The following is a 24,853-nucleotide window of genomic DNA, read 5'->3' on the forward strand; positions in this document are numbered from 1 at the left end:
GCGGCTTAGCGCAAACGCCGCTGCACAAAGATCACCACCGCGCTAAACAAGGCCAGTACGGTGAGCGTGCGATACAGATCATTGCAGGCCACCAGCAACACCTGCCGATCCAGCAGCCCGGACACCTGGGCCAGCGCCGCGCGGCTGGCGCTGTCGGCAGCCATGCCGCCCTGCTGAAACGCGCCCTGCAGGGCGTTAACGGTTTCGGTAAAGCGCGCGTTGAACGGGTTGAGCTGGCCGATATAACTGTCGTACACGCTGGCCTGGCGGTTCTGCATCATGATCGCCGCCACCGCTTGCGCCAGCGAGCCCGCCCATTGCCGCAGCAGATTCTTGTTGCGGTAGCCGTGCGCAAAATGCTCGGTCTTCAGTTCGCGAAACGTCAGCCCCGCCACCGGAATCACCAGCAGCACCCCGAACACCCCCTTGGCCACCAACGGCAACACATACGCGGGCAGCGGAATATCGGCCGGCATCAGCGAAAACGCGCTGCAACTGATGGCCAAGGCCAACACGCCCAGCAACATAAACCATTTTTTCTGGGTGACGTATTTGCCCCACGCCAGATAGGCGCCGATCACCAGCAAGCTGATCACCGAGGCAAACGAGCTGAGCATGCCGGTAGTGGCCAGCGGCACGCCGTGTGCGCGCTCGGCGTAAATCGGAAACAAATAATTGCTGAAGTTGGACAGAAAATAATGCAGGAAATAAAGGCACAAGCCGGTGAGATAAACCGGGTTAGCCAGGCCGCGCAACACCAGTACGGGAGACGGATGGCGGTATTGGTGCCAGACAAAATAGCCCAGCAAACCCAACCCCAGCGCCAGCCACGCCACGATATGTGCGCGATAAGCAAAGAAATCGAAACGCGCCTCGGACAAGGCCAGTTGCAAACAAATCACGCCAATGCCAAACAACACCAGCGGAATGGGTGTGAGCGCGCCGCCATGCTGTTGTCGCTGCACGACCGCTGGCAGCCAGAGCCAGCACCCCAGCGCGGCCAAAGTGGCGGGCGGCACCACGCACCAGAACACCCACTGCCAGCCCATGCTTTCGATCATATGGCCCGCCAGCGCGGGCGCAATCGCCGATGCGCCGAAGATGCCGATCATAAAAAAACGGATCGCCTGGGCGCGGTCTTTAACGCCAAACATCAGGTTGATCAGAATGCGCGCGCTGGTAAACAACGCGCCGCCGCCCATGCCTTGCATCGCGCGGCAGACAATCAGCTGTTGCGGCGTCTGGCAAAAGCCGCAGGCCAATGCACCCAGCGCAAACAAGCCCAACGCCAGGCCCAGAAAGTTGCGATAGCCCAGGCGGTGCGCCAGCCAGGCTTGTTTCATGATCACCAGCATGCTGGCGCAGGCGTAGGCGGCAACTGCCAGAACAAATTCTTGCGGCCCGGCATCCACCCCGCCCTGGATGTGGCTGCTGCTGAATACAAACATGCTGTTTTCAAAGAACTCGACGCCGGTGGTCAGCGCCAGCAGGGCCATCAGCCAGCGTCGGTCTTTAACGGCGTAATACGGGGCAAGACGTTTCACTCAGCCACAGCCCTACTTGCCTTGGGCGGTTGCAGGCCTTCGTAAAACTGGCCCAGATGCGCAGCGATCTGATGCTGATCGTCGCCTTCAAACGGCTGCCAGGCCTGGCGATACATTTCATGGACCAACGGCGCGGCGCGTTTAAGCTGGGCGCGGCCGGTTTCGGTGAGGGCCAGTTTCATGCGCCGACGGTCATCGTGGTCCATTTCGCGGCTGATCCAGCCCTGCTGTTCCAGACCGTCCATCAGCCGGGTGACCTGAGTACGGGTCATATCCAGCAACAAACTCACGTCGGAAGGGTTGCTGGGGGCGCCATCGTCGACCAGAAGCATGGTCATCGCCAGATATTGCGCCAGATTCATATCGCAGGGAGCCAGCGCTTCGTTGATGCGCTGTTGCAATAAAGACGCAGCGCGAAACAGCGTGCGCGACAACAGGATTTCAGTCTGCGGGGCGTGCGGATTCAGCGCGCAAAAGCGCCGGATGCGCTCTTGGTAATCGATAACCATGAATAGAGCTCCGTTAATTTCAATGGTAACTGTTACAAATGTAACATATTTGTTTTGCCGGGCGATATAACGCCGGTCTGATTGCTTGCTGCTACACGCGCCTTACAGCCCGTGGGGCCGCGTGGTCACGATCATGCCCACGCGCGCGCGTTGACTTACAGCACCCGATTTCCTGTTGCCGACCACTCTACCCAAGCCGCTGATTTGTGAGCAATTTGCGCACTATGCCGCGTTTGTTGCCGCAACTGATTACAACCGGTGCTGTTTCAAGCTATCGCGTAGATCATCCTTCGGGGGATTTTGTTCGATACGGGGCAGATACACGGCTGTTTTTTTCTGTGACTGAGGCCTTGGCAACGCGTCGGTAACGTTTCCAGGCGGTGGCAAAGCCACTCAGTGCAGCGGCGAAAGCGGCCAGACCACCTAAAGCGGTGCGGCGTATTTCCTACAAATCTTTACAGCGTTGTCAGGTGTAAATTTCTTCCACGCCGTTTAACCGGCTTTTAGCAACGCTAGTCTTTACGCGGCTTTGCCGCTTGTCTGGCGTACCAGGAGTGGTCCTGGTTGTACTGACTATTTGGGTGGTCAGTGTTGGTAAAATGTCAAAAACCTGACCAATCATTACACAACCTACATACGCTATTGCGACGCAAAAGTAAGATCGAATCCATGTGGTCACGGTCATGCGGACGATTCCGTCGCAACCTGCTCGACCTGGAGTGCTTTCGAAATGAATACCTCATTGCGTACCTTGACGATGGGCCTGTCCCTGTTGTGTGCCAGCGCATTCAGCCATGCCAACCTGGTCCATAACGGCAATTTTGATCATTACAATCCGGACACCAACAGCTACGGCGAAGGCTGGAATCTGATCCCCAGCCATGATGGCTCGGTGTTCAGCTTTGAGCGCGAGCACGCCACCTTTGGCGCGCTGCATAACGTGGACGACACCATTCAGCAATGGATCAACACGGTGCCGGGCTCGTTGTATTCGATCAGCTTCGGGCTGGAAGCCACCAATGGCTTTGGCGCAGGCACGCAAAACCACTTTATCGCGCTGTTTGGCGATGCGCCGCTGTATGCCGAAACCAACGTGGTGCATGGCCTGAAGATGTTCAGCTTTGTGGCGCAAGCCACCAGCGACCGCACGCTGCTGACGTTCTCGGGCGGCAATGCGCCGGGCTACGATCAGCTGTCGCTGGTCAACGTCAACCCGGTGCCGGAACCCGAGACCTGGGCGCTGCTGGGCATGGGCATGATCGGGCTGATTGCGCGCGGCAAATACAAAAACAGACAGCCGCGGCTGTCTGTTTGAAGGGATAGCTGACTGGTCTGGCGCGGGTTTAGGGCGTGGGCGGGATCTTGTTCAGATCCCAGCCCAGGCCAAGTTCCTGATTGGCTTGTTCCAGCAGCGGAAACAGGCTGGACATCAGCGCGGGCAAATGTGGCCGCAGCTCGTCCAGCATGCCGCGATGCAACATCACCAGCGCTTCGGCCACCAACGGCGTCGGGGCGCGCGTGCCGCTGGCTTCGGGCACCAGTAAACGGTTTTCACCCGGCTCGGCATACAAGCGACGGTTGGCCGCGCCAAACAAGGCATCGGCATCCGCAGCTTCGTCATGCCAGGAATTGGCAACGGCGATGCTGGCCGTTACGGCAATCTGCTCGCCGCGGAAATTAACGCGGGCATTGGCGATGGCCTGGCGCAGACGGTCGCCCAGAATGCGTGCTTCGGTCAGCGAAGTCGCGGCGGATACCACCGCAAATTGCGGACCGGTTACATGTGCCAGCGTGTCTTCGCGACGCAACTTGGCCGACAACTGCTTGCCCAGCAATTGCAGCATCTGCTCGGCCAGGCGCGGGCCCAGCTTGTCTTGCAGATTCTGGTAATGATCGATTTCGAGCAGCAGAAGCGTCACTTCGCTGCGATGCCGTTGTGCAAACGCCAACGATTGCTCGGCCTGCAGCTTGAGCAGATGCGAGGTGCCCACGCCTTCGGTGACATGCGTGGCCGTGCGCGCTTGCTCTTGCCGCGCGCTGGCCAGTTCTTGCTGGGTACGGCCCAGTTCGATATTGGCGGCAACGCGCGCCAGCATTTCAGCGCGATCGGTGGATTTGGTAACGAAGTCGGTGGCGCCGCTTTCCACGCATCGTTGGCGCGTGGCTTCGTCTTCTTCGCCCGAAATGATAATCACCGGAATATTGCGCACGTGAGCGTCATCGGCGCTGCGCACACGCTTGAGCAGACCCATGCCATCCAGCTCGGGCATGGTCAGATCAGAGATCAGCAAACTGATGTCAGCATCGGCGATCAGACGACGCCAGCCTGCCTCGCCATCGGCTTCTTCGATGACATCGTAGTCACCGGACAAATGCTTTTTGACGGTGGCGCGCACGATGCGTGAGTCATCGACCACCAGAACACGGGGTAATGGAGAAAGTTCGTTCGCTTGCATATCCAGACAGTCTGCGGGTTTTGGCGTGGAGCTAATCTAGCACAATTGGACAGCCTTGCCTTTGCCCGCCCGCGCCGCGCCGCAATCGGCGCGCCCCGCGTGGCGCTTGGGCCGACAAGCGCGTGACGACGGGTCGAAAGTGTTTGGTGTAGGCTAGCCGTCATGACCCCGATCCAACTGCATATCAGCCTGGCCCCTGTGGCCGAAACCGAACTGGCGCGCTGCCAGCATGCGGTGCTGGCCACCGCGCGCCTGGTGCAGGTGGAGCGTCGCGCCCTGGCCGCGGGTGGCTTGTATTTGCTGGGGCTGGATCTGGAAGTGGATAGCGATGGCGAGCAGGCCGCGTGGCATGTCGAGCGCCTGGCGGCGGATCTGTGGCGCGCTTTGGGGCGATATACCCGATTGTCGGTGTGGGTGACGAACGATGGGGCCGCGGGTGGCGATTCGGCAGTCGATGTCGAGCCGGAGTGGTTGTTGCTGGATGAGGTGCGCTATCGCGAGGTGATGCAGGCGTTCCGGTTTGCGTGGCCGGCTTCGCCGCGGGAGTGAGGGTCGGTGGGGTGAGGGTTTGGAGCACGCACAATGCAGTTTGAGCCGCCCCCTCGCCGCCAATCCGTCGCGTTGTTTAGCCGGGGTGATTGCTCACCATTGTTTCGTGAACGCCACGCGTTATTTCTGTCGGCTTATTAGCGCTTTGCTTAAGCTGTGGCATTTGGATGGATGTTTGGCTTGGGTTGGAGAGGCTTTAACTGCTTGTGCCTGCGGCGCCTGGTTTGATGTTCGGCTGGTGCCGGGCAAACATTAACCGCTTGAGCCTGTGGCGCATTTTGGATACCCGGGGGTGCCCGGGAGCACGTTGGTTTTCAGTGAAGACTTATCGTGCAACTTTGCTTCGCCAAAGAAAAGATAACCAAAAGAAAGGCGACCCCACTCGCGAATCCTTCGCTCGCCAGGGGGCCCGGTAGGTCAAAAGCCGAAACGGACCGTCTTGCACTCACATGGCTCAGCTGCCGCTCCGCGGAACTTCGGTCGGACGGAGCCCCAAAAACGGGTCTCCTTCCCCTCCCTCGACAGGAAATGATCGTTGTTGGGACACCGTGCTGCCTCGTTGCTGCGCAACATCGGGTGGGCGTGGATGCGACGGGTAACAATGAACATCCGCACCGCCCGCTTAACGCATCCACCCCGCACGGCCACCGCCGTCTGATTTGTCACCGTCACCTCAACAAGCCACCAACGTCTCATAGGGTGGGTCAAGACCCACCACCCAAAGCCGCCCGCAAGAACGCTCGACTCACCGCATCAGCCAAATCCAATCCCGCTCGCAAGCGCGTAGGGTGCGTTACCCGAAGGGCAACGCACATTTCCCCGATTACGCCATGCCCGTCATTCCTTGCCGCCATCCCGATTTCGCGTCTTTTACAACTTGGGTGGCATAACCAAAATGTGCGTTGCCCCGATGGGGTAACGCACCCTACGTTTCGTGCACGCCTCCGTGGGAAGGCAAGCGTGCGGGCGATTTGGCCCGGTTGTTCTTGCTTGCCACTTTGGGTGGTGGGTCTTGACCCACCCTATGGGACCGCAGCGTAGCAAGCCAAAAGCGTTAAGCAGGCGCACCACTCGTTCACCGTCACGGCTCAGTGACCACGCCCACCCGATGTTGCGCAGCAACGAGGCAGCAAGCCTGGCAAACCAGCGCCATCTCCTGAGCGCGCGAAGGTAGGAGACCAGGTTTATCGGGCTCCGACTGAGCGTCGCGTCCGCGGAGCGGCCGCTGAGGCGCGGAAGTAACAGACGGTCTGTTTCGGCTTTTGACCTACCGGGCCCCCTGGCGAGCGAAGGATTCGCGAGTGGGGTCGCCTTTCTTTTGCTTACTTTTCTTTGGCGAAGCAAAGAAAAGTGAGGCGCAACGGGGCGCCCCCCGGTTTCAAAACATGCGCCGCAGGCTCAAGCGGTTAAAGGTTTATTCGACACCAGCCGACCATCGAAACAAGTCCTGCCGGCTAAGCGGTTAAGGTTCGTTCGGCGCAGACCGAGCCTCAATAAATGTCCCGCAAGCCCATCGGTTGAGCATTAGTCCCCTAAAGCAGAACGTCCCGACACAAGCCCCCGCAGGCTAAGCGTTCTAAACCAGCCAAGCAAAAAACCACCACCCCCTACAAAACCTCATATCCCGCCAACCGCTTCTCCACGGTCGAAAAATGCCACCGCGGATAATCCGGCAAACCATGCTCAAACGGCGGTGGCATTTCGCCCAGAATCAGCGGCGCAAAATACGCGCGCCCGGTGGTCGACAGATGCATCCCGTCGTCGCTTAAATACGTCGCGGGCACCGCGCGTTCCTTGTTGGCGACGCGCTTGAGCGGCACCGCGTCCACGTGCCAGCGATAGGGCTGGTCCGCCTCGCGCACGATGGCGGGCATGATGCTGCGCTGCCCCGCGATGGCGAAGTCGACCGCCGCTTCGCCCACCGCAATCGCCTGCTCCAGATCATTGCCCGACACCAGATGCCGCGCCGAGCGCTGCATATAGTCCGCCACCGCCCAATGGCACTTATGCCCCAGCTCCGACTTGACCAGATTGGCCAGCAGCGGCGCTACCCCGCCCAGTTGCATATGCCCGAACGGATCGGTGCCGCCGGTTTGCGCCAATAACACGCCCGAGGTATCGCGGATGCCTTCCGCCGCCACCACCACGCACGAGCCGTACTGCGCAATCGCTTCGCGCACCGCGCGCAAAAAGCCGCCCGGTTCAAACGGTACTTCGGGCAGCAGGATGACGTGCGGCGCTTCGCCCGGCACGCGCGCGGCCAGGCCAGTGGCGGCCGCCAGCCAGCCGGTGTGGCGGCCCATCACTTCCAGCACAAATACCTTAGTAGATGAGGACGACATCGACGCCAGATCCAGCCCGCATTCGCGCACCGTGGTGGCCAGATATTTGGCGGCCGAGCCAAATCCGGGTGCGCAATCCGTTTGCGGCAGATCGTTATCGATGGTTTTGGGGATGTGCACGGCCACCAGATCAATGCCCTGGTATTGCGCAAATTCGGCCACCTTCAGGCAGGTATCGGCCGAATCGCCACCGCCGTTGTAAAAGAAATAGCCGATGTCCCACGCTGCAAACAGTTCGAACAAACGTTTGAGTTCGCTGCCGTGCTTGAGCTTGTGGCGGCAAGAGCCAAATGCGCCGCCCGGCGTATGCCGCAGCGCCACCAGCTGGCTGTCCGGCACGCTGGCCAGATCGATCAGCTCTTCGCGCAACGCCCCCAGGATGCCGTCTTTGGCCACGTATAGTTTGCCGATCTGCTGCGGATGGCGGCGCGCGGCGGAGATCAGCCCCCATGCGGACGCATTGATCACCGGCGTTACCCCACCCGATTGGGCATACAACGCATTTCTGGGCACGATAAAGCTCCTGCGGCACTGACTGGACGATCAGCCATTCTTGCGCGCCGCAGCATAGGCCTGCATCGGGAGTTTCCGCACGGCGGATGTCCCTGATGGCGGCGTTTGGGCGTTATGCCCTGGCGCGCGCCAAGGCAGCGCAGACGCACCAGGGCAATGTCCAGGGTGGTGCACAGATGCTTCGGCGCGCGCCGTGCAAAGCCGCTATAACAAGGGCTATCGCTGCGGCCAGCACGCTGGCATGAGGATTGCAGGACTACACGGGTCACTAAAACCGGCCGCCGTCTGGGCCCATGATCAATCGCTGCATGACCGAGGCACTGCCCATGCATCAGATCGACCTTCCGCTATCCGCCGGCTACGACGAAATGCTCGATGCCGCCCAATCGGTACGCCCGCATTACCGCGAATTTTTTGACTGGCTGAACGCCCAGACGCCCGCCATGCTGGCGCAGCGGCGTCGCGAAGCCGAATTATTGTTTCACCGCGTCGGCATTACGTTTTCGGTGCACGGCGATGAAAGCGGCAACGAACGGCTGATTCCGTTCGACACCATCCCGCGCATTATCCCCGCGCAAGAGTGGGCGCATCTGGAAGCCGGTCTGCGCCAGCGCACGCAAGCGCTGAACATGTTTCTGCACGATATCTATCACGACCAGAACATCCTCAAGGCCAAAAAGATTCCGGCCGAGCAGGTGTTGGTTAACGCGCAATTCCAGGCCGCCATGTGCGGTATCAATTTGCCGCATCAGATTTACGCGCATATCGCCGGCATCGACGTCATCCGCCATTCCGATGGCGAGTATTACGTGCTGGAAGACAATCTGCGCGTGCCGTCCGGCGTGTCGTACATGCTGGAAAATCGCAAGATGATGATGCGCTTGTTCCCCGAACTGTTTGGTCGCCATGCCGTGGCGCCGGTGGAGCATTACCCGTCCGCGCTGTTATCCACGCTGCGGCAATCGTCGCTGGAGGACAATCCCACCGTGGTGGTCATGACGCCGGGGCACTTTAACAGCGCCTACTTTGAGCACGCGTTTCTGGCGCAGCAAATGGGCGTGGAACTGGTGGAAGGCCGCGATCTGTTCGTCAAGGATTTGCGCGTGTATATGCGCACCACGGCGGGCCCCAAGCAGGTGGATGTGATCTATCGGCGGCTGGACGATGTGTTTCTGGACCCGCTGGTGTTGCGCGCCGATTCAATGCTCGGCGTGCCCGGGCTGCTGGCGGCGTACCGCGCGGGGGGCGTGGTGCTGGCCAATGCCATCGGCACCGGCGTGGCGGACGACAAATCGATCTACCCGTATGTGCCGGACATGATCCGGTTTTATCTGGACGAAGAACCGCTGCTGCGCAATGTGCCCACGTGGCAATGCCGGCATCAGGATGAGCTGGGCCATGTGCTGACGCATCTGGATGAACTGGTGGTGAAGGAAGTGCACGGCGCGGGTGGCTACGGCATGTTGATTGGCCCCAAAGCCAGTCGCGCCGAGATCGAGGAATTCCGCGAGCGGCTTAAAGCTAATCCCGCCAATTACATTGCGCAACCGACGCTGTCGCTGTCCACCTGCCCCACCTTTGTGGACGAAGGCATCGCGCCACGCCATCTGGATTTGCGCCCGTTTGTGCTCAGCGGCAATACCGTGCGCATCGTCCCTGGCGGGCTGGCGCGCGTGGCCTTGCAAAAGGGTTCGCTGGTGGTCAATTCGTCGCAGGGCGGCGGCACCAAGGACGCCTGGATCCTGGAAGCCTGAACGGAGATCACTGCCATGATGTTAAGCCGTACCGCCGATCACCTGTTCTGGATGTCGCGCTATCTGGAACGTGCCGAAAACCTGGCGCGCCTGCTGGACGTGAGTCTGTCGCTGGCGCTGTTGCCCCAAGCCAAAGGCGCGCGCGCCGAGATGCGAGCGCCGCTGGTGATTACCGAAACGCTGGAGCGCTTTAATCAGCGCTATCCGGCCATCACGCCGGAAGCCTTGCTGCAGTTTATGGCGCTGGACCGCGAAAACCCGGCCAGTATTATCTGCTGCCTGCGCCACGCCCGCGAAAACGCCCACGCCGTGCGCGGCAAGATCACCGCCGAGATGTGGGAGAACATCAATGCCACGTGGCTGGAAGCGCGCCAACTGGAGGCCAATGGCATCGGCAACGTCGCCGACTTTTTTGATTGGGTTAAAGCGCGCTCGCACGTGTTTCGCGGCATTGCCTACGGCACGATTTTGCGTGGCGATGCCTACAGCTTTATCCGGCTGGGCACCTTTATCGAACGCGCCGACAACACCGCGCGTTTGCTGGATGTAAAAGCCAGTTTGCTGACCGACGCCACCATCGAAGACAAAGCGCAGGATTATTACGCCTGGGCCGCGTTGCTGCGCGCGTTATCGGCGTATGAAGCCTACCTGGAGGTGTATCGCGAAGGCCCGGCGATTGAATCGGTAGCCGAATTGCTGATTTTGTCGCCGCGTTTGCCACGTTCGTTGTGCGCATGCCTCGACGCCATCTGCAAGATTCTCGATCAGATTGAAGGCGACAACGGCCGGCTGGCGCAACGCGATGCGCACAAATTGCTGAACACGCTTAAGTACACGCGGGCCGAAGAAATCATCGCCAGCGGGCTGCACGAATATCTGAGCCAGTGTCTGGCGCAGATCAACGCGTTGGGCGGCACCATCGACCACGCTTACCTAAGGGTGGCCTGAGCATGCATCTCGAAATCAAGCACGAAACGGTGTACCGCTACGACACGCCGCCTGCCTACAGCGTGCAATTGTTGCGGCTGACCCCGCGCGCCGACCCCGGCCAGGCCGTGGTGCACTGGCATCTGGATGTGCCCGGCCCCACCCAGTCCACCATCGACACCTTTGGCAACCGAGAACACGTGCTGACGCTGGAAGAAGCCACCACCGAAATCCGTATCGTGGCGCACGGCATTATCGAAACGCGGCCGGCCAATCCGCCGCATAACGCGCTGCCGCCGATGGTGTTTCGCAAGGTCACGCCCCTGACCGAGCCCGACGAGGCGATCAAGGCCTTTGCCGGCAAATATCGCAAGCTGGTGGCGCGCCACGGTCGGCACGGGTTGATGGATATGATGGCCGACCTGCTCGACCATATGCCGTATACGCCGGGCGAAACCGATGTCACCACTTCGGCGCGCGATGCCTTCCGGCTAAGCCGCGGCGTGTGTCAGGACCATAGCCATGTATTTTTGGCGCTGTGCCGGTTTCTGGAAATTCCTGCGCGGTATGTCAGCGGCTATCTGTACACCGAAAACGACCATCACGTGGCCAGCCATGCCTGGGTGGATGCGTTTACCGATGAGCTGTGGCACGGCTTTGATACCAGCAACGGCTGCACGCCGGACGAGCGATATGTGCGCCTGGCCATCGGTCTGGATTATCTGGATGCCTGCCCGATCCGCGGTTTGCGCCGGGGCGGGGGTGACGAAATCATGGAAAGCCACACGCGCGTGCGCCACGCCATCGAACGCGATTCGGCGCAACAACAAAACCAGCAATGACACACTGATGACAGCGCTGCAGGCAGGCGTGTCATTCGTTGGTTACAATTCAGGGCATCCAGACCAGTCAGCGGGTGTACCGATCAATGACGTATTGCGTGGCCATGGCCCTGAAAGACGGGCTGATTTTTGCCTCAGACTCGCGCACCAACGCGGGCGTGGACCATATCGCCACGTTTCGCAAAATGCATATTTTCGAGATGCCGGGCGAACGCCTGATCGTGCTGCTGACCGCGGGCAACCTGGCGACCACGCAAAGCGTGATCAGCCTGCTGGAACAACGCGCGCGCACCGAACTGCATAATCTGCTGAACGTGCAAACGATGTATGACGCCGCCTTGTTGGTGAGCGACACGATCCACGAAGTCATTACGCGCGACAGCCGCAACGAAGCCATCACCCAGGGCATTGATCTGACCGGCTCATTTATCATGGGCGGACAAATCCGCGGCGAAAAACCGCGGCTGTTCAATATCTATCCGCAGGCCAACTTTATTGAATCAACGCTGGATACGCCGTATTTCCAGATTGGCGAATCCAAATACGGCAAGCCCATCATCGACCGCGTGGTGCACTTTGAAACGCCGCTGGCCGAAGCGCTTAAATGCACGCTGATTTCGTTTGATTCGACCATCCGCAGTAATTTGTCGGTGGGCTTGCCGATCGACATCCTGCGCTATCAGGCCGACAGTTTTGCGCCAGTGCGGCCGTACCGTATCGAAGAAACCAACGTGTACTTCAACCGCATCCGCGAATCCTGGGGCCAGGGTTTGCGCAATGTGTTCAGCCAGATTGCCAACGCCGATTGGTTCGATAAATTATGAGTTTCTGAGAAACGAAAATTCAGATTCGTCCTGGATGCGGGGCGATGTGCGCGCGGCAGAATCGCGGTCATTGCTCACCCATCAAGGACGCTTGCCGTGAACCGCTACCACAACGAAAAGCTGCGCCGCGCCACCACCCGGCGCCCGCCCTATCACTCCGACCCCGACCGCCAGTACGGCCGTGAAGTGGTCGAACTGCGGCTGGGGCAGCTCGAAAACTCAGTCATCGACATCCGCGCCGATATCTCGTCGATGACGCACGACATCTCTGCGCTGAGGCAGGACGTCTCGGTCCTGCGCACCGAGGTCAGCTTTATCCGCACCGACTACGCCAGCAAGGCCGACCTGCTGGCCGCCACCCACAAAATCCTGATGTGGGTGATCAGCTCGGTGATCCTGGCGCAACTGCTGCCCGCGGCGATTCAGCGACTGGCTGGTTAGTGGCTGGTTAGCCCATCAAACACTGCATCAGCCCCCGCGAAGACCGTCGCGTTAACGCTAGCCAACGGCCGCCACTTACCCACCCAGGATTTCCGCAATGCCGCGCTCATTTTCCGAACAGCACAGACGCAGCGCCACAAGACGCGCACCCCGTAACCCGCACCTCGATTCGCGCATGGATATCGCCGAGTTGCGCCTCGATCATCTGGACTGCAATGTTGACGAACTGAAAGCCAGTGTCGCCGTTCTGCGCAACGATGTCTCCGAGTTAAAAACCGATATGTCGATCCTCAAAGCAGACGTGTCTGGCATACGTGCCGAGATGAAGCAGAACTACGCCACCAAAGCCGATCTGTTATCGCTGAAACACAGCCTGGTGATCTGGCTGGTAAGCACCATGCTGGCGGGGCAAGCCATCCAGCCGGTGATTAAACAGCTGGCCGGATGACTCAAGCCATGCCGCCAACAAAAAAGGGAAAGCCAGTCCGGCCTTCCCTTTCGTTTTATCCATTTGGCAGCGGGTGCCGTCGTGGATTACTGATCGTTCTTTTTCAGCTCTTCCACCAGCGCCACATATTGCGTCATGGCGTCGTCGTTGCTGGTGCCTTTCAGCTTGGCCCATGCATCGTATTTGGCTTGCGCCACAAAGTTGATGGCCGACGGGCGATCACCGCTCACATCACCATCGGACGATTGTTTGTACAGCGCGTACAGCTTCAGCTTGGTTTGCACATCCGGTGCGTCGTTCAGTTGCACCACTTCTTCTTGCGCAGTTTTAAACTGCTCGGCCAGCGTCGACATCGAGAGAGTCTCCATCAAACAGTCGTTTTAATTTGCCCGGCTGAGTATAGCGCCGCCCTGCCAGCCTAACCACTTTCAAACTGACGGGCGTGGGAAAACACTTAGAACCTGCCGCGCGCTTAATACGCGCCATGCCCGCCGGTCACGCTGCGGATGGTTTTGCAGATGATGGCAATGTCGTACCACAAGTTCCAGTTTTTAACGTACCAGGCATCCAGCGCCACGCGTTCATCATAGGTGGTGTCGTTGCGGCCCGAGACCTGCCACAAACCGGTCAGACCCGGGCGCGATTCCAGATAGAAATCAACGCGATCGCCATAGCGTTCCAGTTCCGCCTGGATAATCGGGCGCGGGCCGACCAGGCTCATCTCGCCTTTCAGCACGTTCCATAATTGCGGAATTTCATCCAGGCTGGTGCGACGTAGAAACTGGCCAATCGGCGTAATACGCGGATCGTTTTTGAGTTTGAAATCGCGATCCCATTCCGCACGCGCCTCGGGGTCGCCGGCCAGCAATTGCGCCAATACCTCCTGGCTGTTGTGCACCATGGTGCGGAATTTCCAGCATTTAAACGGCTTGCCATTCATGCCGATGCGCACATGGCCAAAGAACACCGCACCGGGGCCGCCCTGGCGTTTGATCTGCCACATCACATAGATAAACAACGGCGACAGCAGCAACAGTCCCACCGCCGCGCCGCAAAGATCAAACACGCGCTTGATATACATCAGCGAGCGCACGGTCAGATTGTTAGTCACGCGCAGCAATAGCACTTCGTGGCTGAAAAAGTGATACGGCACCACACCAAACAAGGGCAGACCGGCAATCGGCGGAATCACATGGATGTCTTTGTAGCGCAACGACAATTGCTCTACCTGGCGCGACAAGGCCTTCAGCTCTTCTTCATCCACCGCCACCACCACATGCGGTCGCTGGTTGGCGTCCAGCCACGGCACCAGGCCATCGGGCTGTAACGTAATCACCGGCAGGACTTTGTCGTTAACCACGATTTGCGCCGGTGCGGACTGGCTGACGGCCAGAAACGCTTCAATCTGAAAGCCCAGCAAACGCTCGCTTTTCATGGCGCGATATGCGGCCACCGCGTTTTCGCCGGTGCCGACGATCACGGTGGGCATTTGCCATACGCCTATCTTGAGCAGCCACGACTTGGTATACGAACGCGCCCACGGCAGCAGCACCAGCGCCACGCCCCACGACACCGGAAACAGAAAGCGCGACACGGTAAATTTGCCCAACAACACCAGCATGCCGTTGAGCAAACCGGCCAGCAGCAAGGCGCGCAGGATATCGAGCAGCTCATCCCAGAACGGCAGTCGCAAGCTGTAATGACCGCGCCACCAGAAGTTGCTGACCGTAATCAGCGCCAGCAGCAAAAACGCCATGCCCTGCTGCCTGCCTTCCCACGCCCACCACAAGTCAAAGCTGGCGCTGATGCGCTGATAGCGAAATGCCCACAGCAACAGCAAGGCAATGCCAAAGGAGACCGCCAGCGCGGCGAAGTCCGCCAGCGCCAATAACGGCTTGGCGCGTTCGGGACCACGATATTTGAGAATCTGTTCACGCACGCTTATTGCGCTCCAGCGTGAGGAATAACCTTGGGATCATGCACTTTCGGTTCCACGACGACGCCATAAGCGCCATACAGCGATGCCATCATCACATCGAGAGAATAATGCGTCGCCACAAACTGGCGCGCGTGTTCGCCCAGCGCTTTACGCGCATGCACGTCGGCCGCCAGCAAGGCCAGGCGCGCGGTGAAGTCTGCCGCCGTCTGCGCCAGATAACCATTGAGGCCATCCCGCACCAGATCGCGGTTGCCGATCACATCGGTGGCCACCACCGGCAACCCGGCGGCCATGGCTTCCAGCACCGCCACTGGCATGCCTTCCCAGCGCGAGGTCTGGATATAGATATCCAGCCGGGCCATACGCGCCAACGCATCATCGCGCGGTACCCAGCCGCAGACATTGACGCCCGCCGCACGCAACGCCACTTCGCCCTCGGCATCGCCCCCACCAATCCAGACAAATTCGACCTGCCCGGGCTTGCCCAAAGCCGCGGCAATCTGGGCAAACAGTTCCGGATTACGTGCCAGCGTAACGCGTCCGACCGTGCCGATCCGCACCACGCCATCGCTGCTGCCGGTGGCGACCGGGATCGCATTGAAATCCACCGCGTTGTGTACTTCCACCACGTGCGGGCCCAGATTGGCGCGGATTTGTTCGGCTTCTCCGGGCGAGCACGCCACAAACGTCACCGGCGCGCGCGCCAGCAGTTTTTCGATCAGCAGAAATACATTGTTCTTCCAGCGGCCCTCGGCGCGCTGCAGAAACGACAAGCCATGCGGCGAAAAAAACCAGCGCGGCCCGCGATACACCAGACTGGCAATCCGCCCCAGCGCGCCCGCTTTGCTGGAATGCAGATGCACCACGTCCGGCTGCAATTGTTTAAGCGTGTTCACCAGCAAGCGGCCCGCTTTAAAGTCACCCAGCGGCGAAATGGCGCGCGTCATCGGCAACTGCGTCATCTGCACGCGCGCATCAAACAGCTCGCGCCAGTTGGCGGGCGTTTCTTCGCGCACGCTATGGATGACATGCACGGCAAAGCCATCCGCCACCTGCCGGTTGGCCACCGCCAACACCATCGACAGCGTGCCCGCGCCAAACGATTCGACCACATGAACAATACGGGTCATGGCTGTGCCTTGTTGCGTAAGCGTGCTTTGAGTTTAAAGATCAACCGATACGGCAGCAGCAAGATCGCCAGTGTGCGCAGCATGCCGGCATAGGCCGCCAGGCCGCCGCCGGCGCGATGGCGCCATTGCAATTGCAAGCGGCTGCGCAATTGGGTGTCGCGCTTCGAATGCGAAATGCTGCCTGGGTCCAGTTCGTAATCAATCACCACCTCGGGCAAATTGGCGGTCTGAAAGTGCCGCACAAACTGCCAGAACAAGGCGTAGTCTTCGGCCGCGGGCGCATCCAGCGGATACAAACCGGTGGTGGCCAGCGCATCGGCATTAAACATGACTGCGGGGTGGATAAACGCGGAGTTACGTCGCATGGTGCGCACGATGGCGGCATGGTCGGTCGGATGGCGCAGCACGAATTGTTCGGCGCGCGTTTGCGGATCGATCATGCTGGCGGCCCCGCCCACCAGCGCAACGTCGGGATGCTTGTCCAGAAACGCCATTTGCCGCGCGAAGCGATCCGGGCGATTGGTATCACCACAATCCAGCCGCGCCACGCGGGTATAGCCGCGCGCCAGTATCCAGTTAAGGCCGCTGTTAAGCGCATGTTCGATACCGCGGTTTTGCGGCAGATATAAAAAGCGCAGCACGCCTTGGGCGCGGAAGGCGGCGCGGGCAGGCGCTTCGGCAATCGGCGCACGCGCGCTGCCATCGTCCACCACCAGCACATCGCATTGTTCGTCCGGGCCGATGCTGGCCAACGAACGTACCAGCGCGTCGGGATTGTTGTAATGCGGGATCAGGCAGATCAGCCGGTTTTGCGTTTCGCTCATGATGTTCTCAGGCCCAACTGGATTTGCCGAGGAGTTGCTTGACGCGCCGCGCCAGCGAGAAAGGCACAACCAGCCACACCAGCGGTTTGAGCAAGGTCAGCCACGAGCGCGGCGAAGCGTCGAGATAACGCGCCAGCAAGCGAAAGCGCGACCATTGCTGGCGACGGCGCCTGGACAAGGAAATGCCCGCCGTGGTGTATTCGGTGCGCACCAGCACTTCGGGCAGATTGGCGGTCTGGTACCGCGACACAAATTTCCAGAAATAGGCGAAGTCTTCAGCCGCTGGATAATCAGTGGGATACAGGCCCAGCGCACGGATGCCGGCCACGCGAAACATCACCGCCGGATGCGTGAAGGCGTTATCGATATGCATCTGTCGCACAATCTGCGCATGCGTTTGCGGTTGTTGCAGCGTAAAGCGGTCGCCGCTGGCATCAAAAAACACCACGGCGCTGCCGAGCAGATACACGTCCGGATGCGCGTCCAGATAGGCGGCCTGGCGCGCGCAGCGATCAGGCAGGTTCAGGTCCGCCACGTCCAGCCGCGCTACATACTCGTAGCCCGCGTCCAGGATCTGTTGCAGGCCGGTGTTAAGTGCGTGCTCGATACCACGGTTCTGCGGCAGATACACAAAGTGCAACGTGCCGTTGGCGCGCCATGCTGCGCGTGCGGCGGCCTCGTCGATGGCGGCGCGCGTGCTGCCGTCATCCACCACCCAGGCGTCAACGGCTTCGGCCGCGCCGACCGAGCCCAGCGATTCAGCCAGACCCTGCGGATTGTTGTAATGCGGAATTAGTAATGCGATGCGATTCATTGGACTTGAGCATCCAGAACGGGGCGCGTATTCAACAACACGGCCCAACGGTTCAGCAACACCGGCGCATCAAACGCGTGCGAACGCAGCTTGAGCCGAGCCGACAGCGCCGGATGTTTGGGCTCTTGCGCCAGAATCACCTCGGCCAGCGCCGTGCCGGTGGCCTCTGCGGCCACAAAATCGTCGGGCTCGTCTCCAAACAATTCAACGACGCCGCCTGCGTTGGTGGACACCACCGGCAAGCCGGCCTTCATGGCCTCCAGCACCACCAGCGGGCAGCCTTCAAACCATGAGGTCAGCAGCAGAAAATCAGCGCGTTGCATAAATGCGCCGACGTCATCGCGCGCACCGGTAAATTCAATCAGCTGATGCAAACCGCGTCGTTGCGCTTCGCTATCCACCCAGCCGCGCAAAGGCCCGTCGCCCACCACGGTCAGCTTGGCCAGCCGGTTTTTAGCCACCAGAGCAGCCAGCGTATCCAGCCACAGCGCCGGCTGCTTTTCCACATCGATACGGCCGACAAACAACAGGCGCAGCGGATTGGTGGGGTAGTGCGGCGGGCGCAGCGCGGCGTCTTCGACAAAATTGGGGATCACCTGCCAATGCGCGCCTTCGGGCTGGCCTAGCCACGTTGCCATCGAGGCACGTGCATGGTTGGACACAAACACCAGTTCTTGCAGCCGCCGATACAGGCTCTGGCAGGCCAAGCGGTGGATCGGATTCATGCGCGCATTACGGTCCAGATCGCCCAATGGGCCATGCACCCAGCCTATCAGCCGCGTGGGCAAGCCGCGCGTGGCGGCCCAGGCCATATACAGCGGCATCAAAAAGGTGGCGGCAATCAGCACATCGCTTTGCCGCGCCAAGGCGCGGGCGGCGCGCCAGCCGGCCAGCCAGGTCCACGGTTTTTTGGGATGCCAAACGCTGGAAAGATCGACCACCTTGAGCTTGTCGGTACGCGAGGTCCAACGGTTGGTGGCATCGCCCAGCGTAACCAGCGTGACGTTAAAGCCGCGCTCGACCAGGCCCTCGCCCACCACGGCGGCGCAGCGCTCAACGCCACCCAGACCCAGCCCGCGTAAAAAGATCGTGATATTCATGAATGTCCACCGGGGCGGCGCAAGTGGCCGTCCAAGGCATGTTTAAGCCATTGCTTCATAAAAAAAGTACGGCGGCTGGCCGCAAACGGCAAGGTACGGCGCAAGCGCTTGACCACGCTGAGCGTCACCCGCGCGGGCCGCGTGCGCTGCCATGCCTCTATCCACGCTTCGGCCAGCACCGCCGCGCCTTCCGGGTACATCGCCGCCAGGCCCAGCAGCATCCAGGCATACGTCGTGAATTGCTCCGCCGTCAGTTGCGTACCCGGCTCGGCAAACGCCACAAACTGCGCCACATCCAGATTGGGCGGCAGCAAGTCGGCGGCGTAGCGGGTGCGGATGCGTTGCGCGGTACCACGCAGTTGATCGCGTTTGGTCTGCGTGATTTGCGCGGCGTGGCAGCGATAGCGCAGCAGCGGCCGCGGCACATTGATAAAGCGTGCGCCGCGTTGGGCCAGTGCGCACCACAAGGCGTAATCCTCGGCATGCACGGCGCTGGCGTCATACGGCGTTTCGCGCAGCAGGCTGGCGCGCACCATGACGCTGGGGTGCGCCAGCGGCACATTGAACAGCAATTGCAGTTTGATCGAGGCATCGTCCAGCGGCATTTGCCACAGGCCCGAGCGCTCGCCAAAAAAACGCACCCACGTGCCGCAGACGTCAGCCTCGTGCTGCGACAGCGCCAGCAGCTGTACCGCCAGACGTTCGGGCTCAGCCAGATCGTCCGCGTCCATGCGCGCAATCCACGGCGCCTTGGCCAGCAGTATCGCTTCGTTCAGCGTGGCAATCAGGCCGCGATTGGGGCGCGAGATCACGCTAAACCGCGGGTCACGTGCGGCATGGGCACGCAGGATGGTGGCGGTGGCGTCGCTGGAGCCATCGTCGATCGCGATGCATTCCCACTCACGCAAGGTCTGCTCGCTAAGACTATCCAGCGTTTCCTGCAAAAACGCCGCGCTGTTAAAGCACGGCAGAATGATCGAGACCGCCGGGGAGCTCATGCTGCACGCGCCTCCGCCCACACCGTGCGTGCGCGCCACCAGTACGCCAGCACCAGAAAGCTCTCCACCGTCAGCACCACCTGGGCGGCGCGGATAGCGCCCTCGCCCGTCGGTGCGCCCGGCAGCAGAACCAACAGCGCAAGCACATTGCCCGCGCCGGCAATCATCAATATGCGGCTGAAATAACGGTCATGCCCAAACGGCAGCAGCGATTGCATGCCAAACACATAGCTGAGCGCGCCCAGCAAAATAATCGGGGACATCCAGCGCATCACCGGCGCGGAGGCGGCCAGATCATGCCCTGTAAGCAACGGCATCATCCACGGCGCACCGATCAGCAAAATCAGCGTCAGCACCAGGCCCGCACCGCCTTGCAGATACATCGCTTTGCGGATCAACGCCACTGCGGCCGGTTTGTTTTGCTGGGCCAGCTGCGAGATGCGCGGATAGGTGGCCTGCACCAACAGGCCGATCAGGCCCTGAATGTTGTAGAGCAATTTGTTGGCGGCCGAAAAATAGCCGACCTCTTGCACGCCGCAATACATGCCCACCAATGTGGTGGTGGCCGAGGTGTAGAGCGTGCCGGACAAGGCGGACAGAAAAAACGGCCAGCTCATGCGCAGCGACGCCAGCACATCGGGGCGCGTGGGCTTGCGCCAGGGCGGACGCGGCAGCCCCCATTGCGTGGTCCACCAGAACGCGCCAGCGATGATCAGCGGCATGGCCTGCAACACCACGGCGATGCCGACATCAGCCGGGCTGCGCACCAGCCAGAACAGAAAACCCAGCATCAATGCACGCCCCGCCACGCCCAACAAAGAGGCCAGCCGCAACTCTTCCATCCCCTGGAAGAACCACAACGGAAACACCACCGACGCCACAATATTGAGCATCGAAAAAGCAAATACCGGCGCCAGCACGCGCCACTGCGGCACCACGGCTACCGACAGGGTCAGCAACACCACCGATATCAGCGCCAGCATGGTTTTGGCCAGCGTGGTACGCCAGAAAATCCGGGCGACTGCGGCGTCATTGCCGCGCGCCACGGCGATCTCGCGCGTGGCCGACAGATCAAAACCAAAATCAGTCAGCAGCAGACCATATTGAATGACCGAGGCGGCATAGTTCATCGCGCCGAAGCCTTGGGCTTGCAGCGTATGCGTCAGGAAAGGATAAGTGGCAAACGACATCAGGTATTGCATGCCCTTGACGGCATACAGCGCCACGATATTGCTGGCCATACGGCGATCGATCATAAGGTGCCGGGCGGTCTGTGCTAAAAAAACAACCCGTGCGACAAGCACGGGTTGGCTGTAAACAGGGTGGATTGTATTTAATCAATACAATCAGCGTGTAACGGAAGGCACATCCCCGCGCCACGCCGCACCGGTCTTGCGCGGGCGCGGCTCAGGCAAAGCCGTTGGGATTGCTGCTTTGCCAGCGCCAGCTGTCCGCGCACATGTCGTCCAGCGTTTTCTCGGCGGACCAGCCCAGTTGCTCGCGCGCCAGGGCCGGGTCGGCGTAGCAGGCGGCGATGTCGCCAGGGCGGCGATCCACCAGTTGATACGGCACCGGCTTGCCGCTGGCGCGCTCGAAAGCCTTGACCATATCCAGCACCGAATAACCGACGCCGGTTCCCAGATTAACCGTCACCGTGCCCGGGCCCTGCGCCAGCTTTTGCAGCGCCTTGACGTGACCGCGGGCCAGATCCACCACATGGATGTAATCGCGCACGCCGGTGCCATCGGGTGTGGGGTAATCGCTGCCAAAGATCGACAGTTTTTCGCGTTTGCCCACCGCCACTTGCGCCACATAGGGCATCAGGTTGTTGGGGATACCCTTCGGATCTTCGCCAATCAGACCGGATTCGTGCGCGCCCACCGGGTTGAAATAACGCAGCAAGGCAATGCTCCAGGCCGGATCGGCACGGAATAGATCGCGCAGCATGTCTTCGATCATCAGTTTGGAGCGGCCGTACGGATTGGTGGCCGACAGCGGAAAGTGTTCCATGATCGGCACCGCGTGCGGGTCACCGTATACGGTGGCCGAGGACGAGAACACGATCTGTTTGACGTTGGCGGCGGTCATCGCCTCCAGCAGGCGCACCGTGCCGACGAAATTGTTGTCGTAATAGTCGAGTGGCTTTTCGACCGACTCACCCACGGCTTTCAGGCCGGCAAAGTGGATCACCGCGCCAAACGGCCACTGGGCAAATGCTTCGTCCAGCGCCTGGCGATCACGGATATCGGCCTTCACCCACGGCACCGGCTGGCCAGTGATGGTTTCCAGCCGCTGCAATACCGCCTGATTGGCGTTGCTGAAGTTATCCAGAATGATCGGGGTGAAACCCGCTTTGAGCAGTTCGATATACGTGTGGGAGCCGATATAACCGGCGCCGCCAGTGAGCAATACATGCATGGTGCGGTTTCCAGACGAGAGACGGATCAGACATTCTAACCGTCGATGTTTACGGATGGCGATAGGCTGGCGTCATTAAAAGCGCGCCAGCCCCCGCCATGCCCAGCAAAAAGCCCGATAACACATTGCAGATGCGGCGCTTAGCGGCGCTCTTGTCGCCACAGCAAAATACATGCGATCAGCATAAAGAACAGCGTGGGGATGGACACCACCAAGGGGGGCGGCCAGGCATGCAAGTCGCCCAGATAAACCACGATGCGGTTCAGAAAGTTAAAGGCGAGGCCCGCCACAATGCCGGCAAACAGCCGCGCGCCCACGCCACCGCTGCGGCGCTGCGTTTGCGCAAACGGCAGCGCAATCACAATCATCGACAGACAGGCCAGCGGATAAAACAGCTTGCCCCACAGCGCCAGTTCGTAGCGCGAGGTTTTCTGATTATTGCGTCGCAAGTGGTCGATATAGCTGTGCAATGCCCGGCCCGACATTTGCGAGGGTTCCACCAGCAGCACAGCCAGCATTTCCGGGGTAATCGAGGTGTTCCATTGCCCGGTGGGCTGATGGATCAGCTTGACGCCCGCATCGTCGGGTTCGAACTCGGTGCGCGTGGCTTTATCCAGACGCCACACGCCGTTGCCCAGATACTTGCCCTGCTCGCCTTCCTGGATATGCGCCAGCTGCATCTTGTCGCTGAACTCATAAATGCGGATGCCGAGGATGGTCAGGTCAGGCAGCATTTCGGCGATGTTGACGATCTGATGACCGTCTTTAACCCAGACCCCCGAGCGGAACTCGCCCACCAGCATGGCTTTGGTGGCGGACAAGCGCTGCTGGTTGGCCGCCTGCTTGGCCACCGGCGCCACGTATTCGCCCAGCAACACGGTCACCACGCCATATAACGCGCCGATCACCACCAGCCAGCCCAACAGACGTTTCACCGATACGCCTGCTGCGCGCATCACGGTCAGCTCGGCATTGCCAGCCAGATTGGACAAGGCAAAGATGCCGCCAATCAGCACCGCAATCGGCATCAGCGTGTACGCATTGGACGGCGTTTGCAGAAACACATAGATCAGCGCATCGGACAGCCGATAGCCGCCCTTGCCCAGATCGGACAGCTCGCCGATCAAATCGAAAAAGTTATACAGCCCCAGCAAGCCCACCAGCGTATAGACGATATACACCGTGAGTTCACGGAATAAATAGCGCGCCAGGATGTTCATGACATGCTCCGGCTGCGGCTACGCCACACGTACAGATAGATCACGATGCCGGCCACCAGCAAATGCAGCGGCCACATATTGATCCAGACACTGACGCGGCCATCGGCAATCCAGGCTTGCGAGATATTGACCATGCTGTAGTACAAAAAGTACAGAAAGACCGCGACGATCAGGTTAAGCGCACGGCCGCCGCGCGGATTAAAGAACGCCAACGGCACCGCGCCCAGTGTCAGGATCATGGCCGAGATCGGCAGCGCTAACCGCCAGGCCATCTCCGCGGCTTTTTCGGGCACTTTGCTGCCCAGCAATTGCAGTGTGGGCGTGGCTTGCGTGGACGGGCTGGAGGTGGGACGGTCGCTGGCTTCAACGCGCAACTGGGCGTGGTCAAACGCCACCGCGTCATAGCTGGCTTTGCCCGGCTCGCCCTGATACGAATGGCCTTTGCCCAGCCACAACCAACGCTCGCCCATCGGGTCGATGAACATGCCGCCCTTGTCGGCCACAATCACGGTCAGGCGTTTGTCTTTGCGCATCTGCACAAACACGTTGTTGCCCTGACCGGTGTCGCCGGTAAAGTTTTCGATAAAGTAGACGCGATCGGCCTGGGGCGATTCGCGGAATACACCCGGCGCGACCTGAGTCACTTCCTGGCGCGACAAGGTTTTTTCGCGGAACTCGTTGCCCTTTTGCAGCGCCCACGGCGAAACCACCAGCGCAAGGATGGCGATCAGGATCACCACGGGCACCGAGAACTCCAGCACCGGGCGAATAAACGATTTGATGCTCTGCCCGCTGGCAAACCAGATCACCATTTCGTTGTCGCGCCACAGACGCGTCATGGTGGCCAGCACAGAGATAAACAGCATCAGCGACATCAGGATGGGCAGGTAGCGCACTGCGGCAAAGCCCATCAGTGCCCATACCGCGGACGAGGCCAACGCGCCGACGGCGGCCTGGCCGAGCAGGCGGACCACCTGAGTGGTCATCACCAGCAACAGCAGCACGGCAAACACCGCCAGGGCAACCCACGTCATTTCCTGAATCAGGGACTTGCGGAAAAGCATGCGTTTTGACTTATATGGGGGGAAAAGAAATAATCAACCGTTTATCGCACTTATGCGAAACCGCCGCCGCGCCGAACCCCGGCCAAATGCGACGAAGAGCCCGGTCTTGATTGCAAAAACCACTCACAGCCTGTAGCTGGACTGTCTGCTGCTTGAGTGCCGTTATAGCAACAGTTCATTGCAGGTCTTGCCCCACA

At 60.3% G+C, this 24,853-nt stretch carries 23 protein-coding genes; 8 read left to right on the forward strand and 15 right to left on the reverse strand.

The features are described from left to right. Positions 1-5: 5 nt before the first annotated feature. Both WG78_RS21200 and WG78_RS21205 read right to left on the reverse strand, forming a co-directional pair. A complete protein-coding gene (locus tag WG78_RS21200; RefSeq protein WP_236692097.1) occupies positions 6-1,544 on the reverse strand; it encodes an MFS transporter in 1,539 nt (512 codons plus the stop codon). Next, positions 1,541-2,053, reverse strand: coding sequence for a MarR family winged helix-turn-helix transcriptional regulator (locus WG78_RS21205; protein WP_053939848.1), 513 nt, complete (start codon positions 2,051-2,053; stop codon positions 1,541-1,543). The genes WG78_RS21200 and WG78_RS21205 overlap by 4 nt, the downstream gene beginning before the upstream one ends. A gap of 730 nt (positions 2,054-2,783) precedes the next feature. Between WG78_RS21205 and WG78_RS21210 the strand changes: the two genes are divergently transcribed. Further along, entirely contained in the window at positions 2,784-3,368 is a 585-nt protein-coding gene (locus tag WG78_RS21210; RefSeq protein ID WP_053939849.1) for a PEP-CTERM sorting domain-containing protein, read from the forward strand. A gap of 28 nt (positions 3,369-3,396) precedes the next feature. On the opposite strand, the gene WG78_RS21215 is transcribed toward WG78_RS21210, so the two are convergent. Next, positions 3,397-4,509: a GGDEF domain-containing response regulator gene (locus WG78_RS21215; RefSeq protein ID WP_083459511.1), complete on the reverse strand. Its 1,113-nt coding sequence runs from the start codon at positions 4,507-4,509 to the stop codon at positions 3,397-3,399. Between the two features lie 162 nt (positions 4,510-4,671). Between WG78_RS21215 and WG78_RS21220 the strand changes: the two genes are divergently transcribed. Next, positions 4,672-5,058 carry a hypothetical protein gene (locus WG78_RS21220; RefSeq protein WP_053939851.1) on the forward strand — a complete coding sequence of 129 codons (387 nt, stop codon included), beginning with the start codon at positions 4,672-4,674 and terminating at the stop codon, positions 5,056-5,058. 1,607 nt (positions 5,059-6,665) lie between these two features. On the opposite strand, the gene WG78_RS21230 is transcribed toward WG78_RS21220, so the two are convergent. Next, positions 6,666-7,913: a 6-phosphofructokinase gene (locus tag WG78_RS21230; RefSeq protein WP_083459513.1), complete on the reverse strand. Its 1,248-nt coding sequence runs from the start codon at positions 7,911-7,913 to the stop codon at positions 6,666-6,668. A 308-nt stretch (positions 7,914-8,221) separates the two neighbouring features. On the opposite strand from WG78_RS21230, the gene WG78_RS21235 reads away from it, so the two are divergent. The 6 genes from WG78_RS21235 to WG78_RS21260 all read left to right on the forward strand — a co-directional run bounded on the left by WG78_RS21235 (position 8,222) and on the right by WG78_RS21260 (position 13,149). Further along, positions 8,222-9,667, forward strand: a complete 1,446-nt coding sequence (locus WG78_RS21235; RefSeq protein WP_236692098.1) for a circularly permuted type 2 ATP-grasp protein — start codon at positions 8,222-8,224, stop codon at positions 9,665-9,667. Positions 9,668-9,682: 15 nt separating this feature from the next. Beyond that, positions 9,683-10,615, forward strand: coding sequence for an alpha-E domain-containing protein (locus WG78_RS21240; protein WP_201782516.1), 933 nt, complete (start codon positions 9,683-9,685; stop codon positions 10,613-10,615). Positions 10,616-10,617: 2 nt separating this feature from the next. Next, entirely contained in the window at positions 10,618-11,436 is an 819-nt protein-coding gene (locus WG78_RS21245) for a transglutaminase family protein (RefSeq protein WP_053939854.1), read from the forward strand. 38 nt (positions 11,437-11,474) lie between these two features. Beyond that, positions 11,475-12,260, forward strand: a complete 786-nt coding sequence (locus WG78_RS21250) for a proteasome-type protease (protein WP_236692099.1) — start codon at positions 11,475-11,477, stop codon at positions 12,258-12,260. Positions 12,261-12,356: 96 nt separating this feature from the next. Beyond that, positions 12,357-12,701 carry a hypothetical protein gene (locus WG78_RS21255; protein WP_053939856.1) on the forward strand — a complete coding sequence of 115 codons (345 nt, stop codon included), beginning with the start codon at positions 12,357-12,359 and terminating at the stop codon, positions 12,699-12,701. Positions 12,702-12,876: 175 nt separating this feature from the next. Further along, positions 12,877-13,149, forward strand: coding sequence for a hypothetical protein (locus WG78_RS21260; RefSeq protein WP_053939857.1), 273 nt, complete (start codon positions 12,877-12,879; stop codon positions 13,147-13,149). 86 nt (positions 13,150-13,235) lie between these two features. Here the strand turns inward: WG78_RS21260 and WG78_RS21265 are convergent, their stop codons facing one another. The 11 genes from WG78_RS21265 to lptF form a co-directional block, all read right to left on the reverse strand. Next, positions 13,236-13,517, reverse strand: coding sequence for an acyl-CoA-binding protein (locus WG78_RS21265; protein ID WP_236692100.1), 282 nt, complete (start codon positions 13,515-13,517; stop codon positions 13,236-13,238). Positions 13,518-13,621: 104 nt separating this feature from the next. Further along, complete coding sequence (wbaP, locus tag WG78_RS21270; protein ID WP_053939859.1) at positions 13,622-15,088, reverse strand: undecaprenyl-phosphate galactose phosphotransferase WbaP; 1,467 nt, start codon at positions 15,086-15,088, stop codon at positions 13,622-13,624. Between the two features lie 2 nt (positions 15,089-15,090). Further along, complete coding sequence (locus tag WG78_RS21275) at positions 15,091-16,218, reverse strand: glycosyltransferase (RefSeq protein ID WP_053939860.1); 1,128 nt, start codon at positions 16,216-16,218, stop codon at positions 15,091-15,093. After that, complete coding sequence (locus tag WG78_RS21280) at positions 16,215-17,042, reverse strand: glycosyltransferase (RefSeq protein WP_053939861.1); 828 nt, start codon at positions 17,040-17,042, stop codon at positions 16,215-16,217. The genes WG78_RS21275 and WG78_RS21280 overlap by 4 nt, the downstream gene beginning before the upstream one ends. 7 nt (positions 17,043-17,049) lie before the next feature. Beyond that, positions 17,050-17,856, reverse strand: coding sequence for a glycosyltransferase family 2 protein (locus WG78_RS21285; RefSeq protein WP_053939862.1), 807 nt, complete (start codon positions 17,854-17,856; stop codon positions 17,050-17,052). Next, positions 17,853-18,956 (reverse strand): glycosyltransferase, encoded by a 1,104-nt coding sequence (locus WG78_RS21290; protein ID WP_053939863.1) that lies wholly within the window; start codon positions 18,954-18,956, stop codon positions 17,853-17,855. The genes WG78_RS21285 and WG78_RS21290 overlap by 4 nt, the downstream gene beginning before the upstream one ends. Beyond that, entirely contained in the window at positions 18,953-19,954 is a 1,002-nt protein-coding gene (locus tag WG78_RS21295) for a glycosyltransferase family 2 protein (protein ID WP_152969344.1), read from the reverse strand. Before WG78_RS21295 ends, WG78_RS21290 begins: the two co-directional genes overlap by 4 nt. Continuing rightward, on the reverse strand, positions 19,951-21,210 hold the full coding sequence (locus WG78_RS21300; protein ID WP_053939865.1) for an oligosaccharide flippase family protein: 1,260 nt from the start codon (positions 21,208-21,210) through the stop codon (positions 19,951-19,953). Before WG78_RS21300 ends, WG78_RS21295 begins: the two co-directional genes overlap by 4 nt. A gap of 151 nt (positions 21,211-21,361) precedes the next feature. Beyond that, positions 21,362-22,372 (reverse strand): UDP-glucose 4-epimerase GalE, encoded by a 1,011-nt coding sequence (gene galE, locus WG78_RS21305; protein WP_053939866.1) that lies wholly within the window; start codon positions 22,370-22,372, stop codon positions 21,362-21,364. Between the two features lie 140 nt (positions 22,373-22,512). Further along, on the reverse strand, positions 22,513-23,592 hold the full coding sequence (gene lptG, locus WG78_RS21310) for an LPS export ABC transporter permease LptG (protein WP_053939867.1): 1,080 nt from the start codon (positions 23,590-23,592) through the stop codon (positions 22,513-22,515). Continuing rightward, positions 23,589-24,656 carry an LPS export ABC transporter permease LptF gene (gene lptF / locus WG78_RS21315; protein WP_053939868.1) on the reverse strand — a complete coding sequence of 356 codons (1,068 nt, stop codon included), beginning with the start codon at positions 24,654-24,656 and terminating at the stop codon, positions 23,589-23,591. Before lptF ends, lptG begins: the two co-directional genes overlap by 4 nt. Between the last annotated feature and the right edge of the window lie 197 nt (positions 24,657-24,853).

It is taken from the genome of Amantichitinum ursilacus, from assembly GCF_001294205.1.
GTDB classification, from domain to species: domain Bacteria; phylum Pseudomonadota; class Gammaproteobacteria; order Burkholderiales; family Chitinibacteraceae; genus Amantichitinum; species Amantichitinum ursilacus.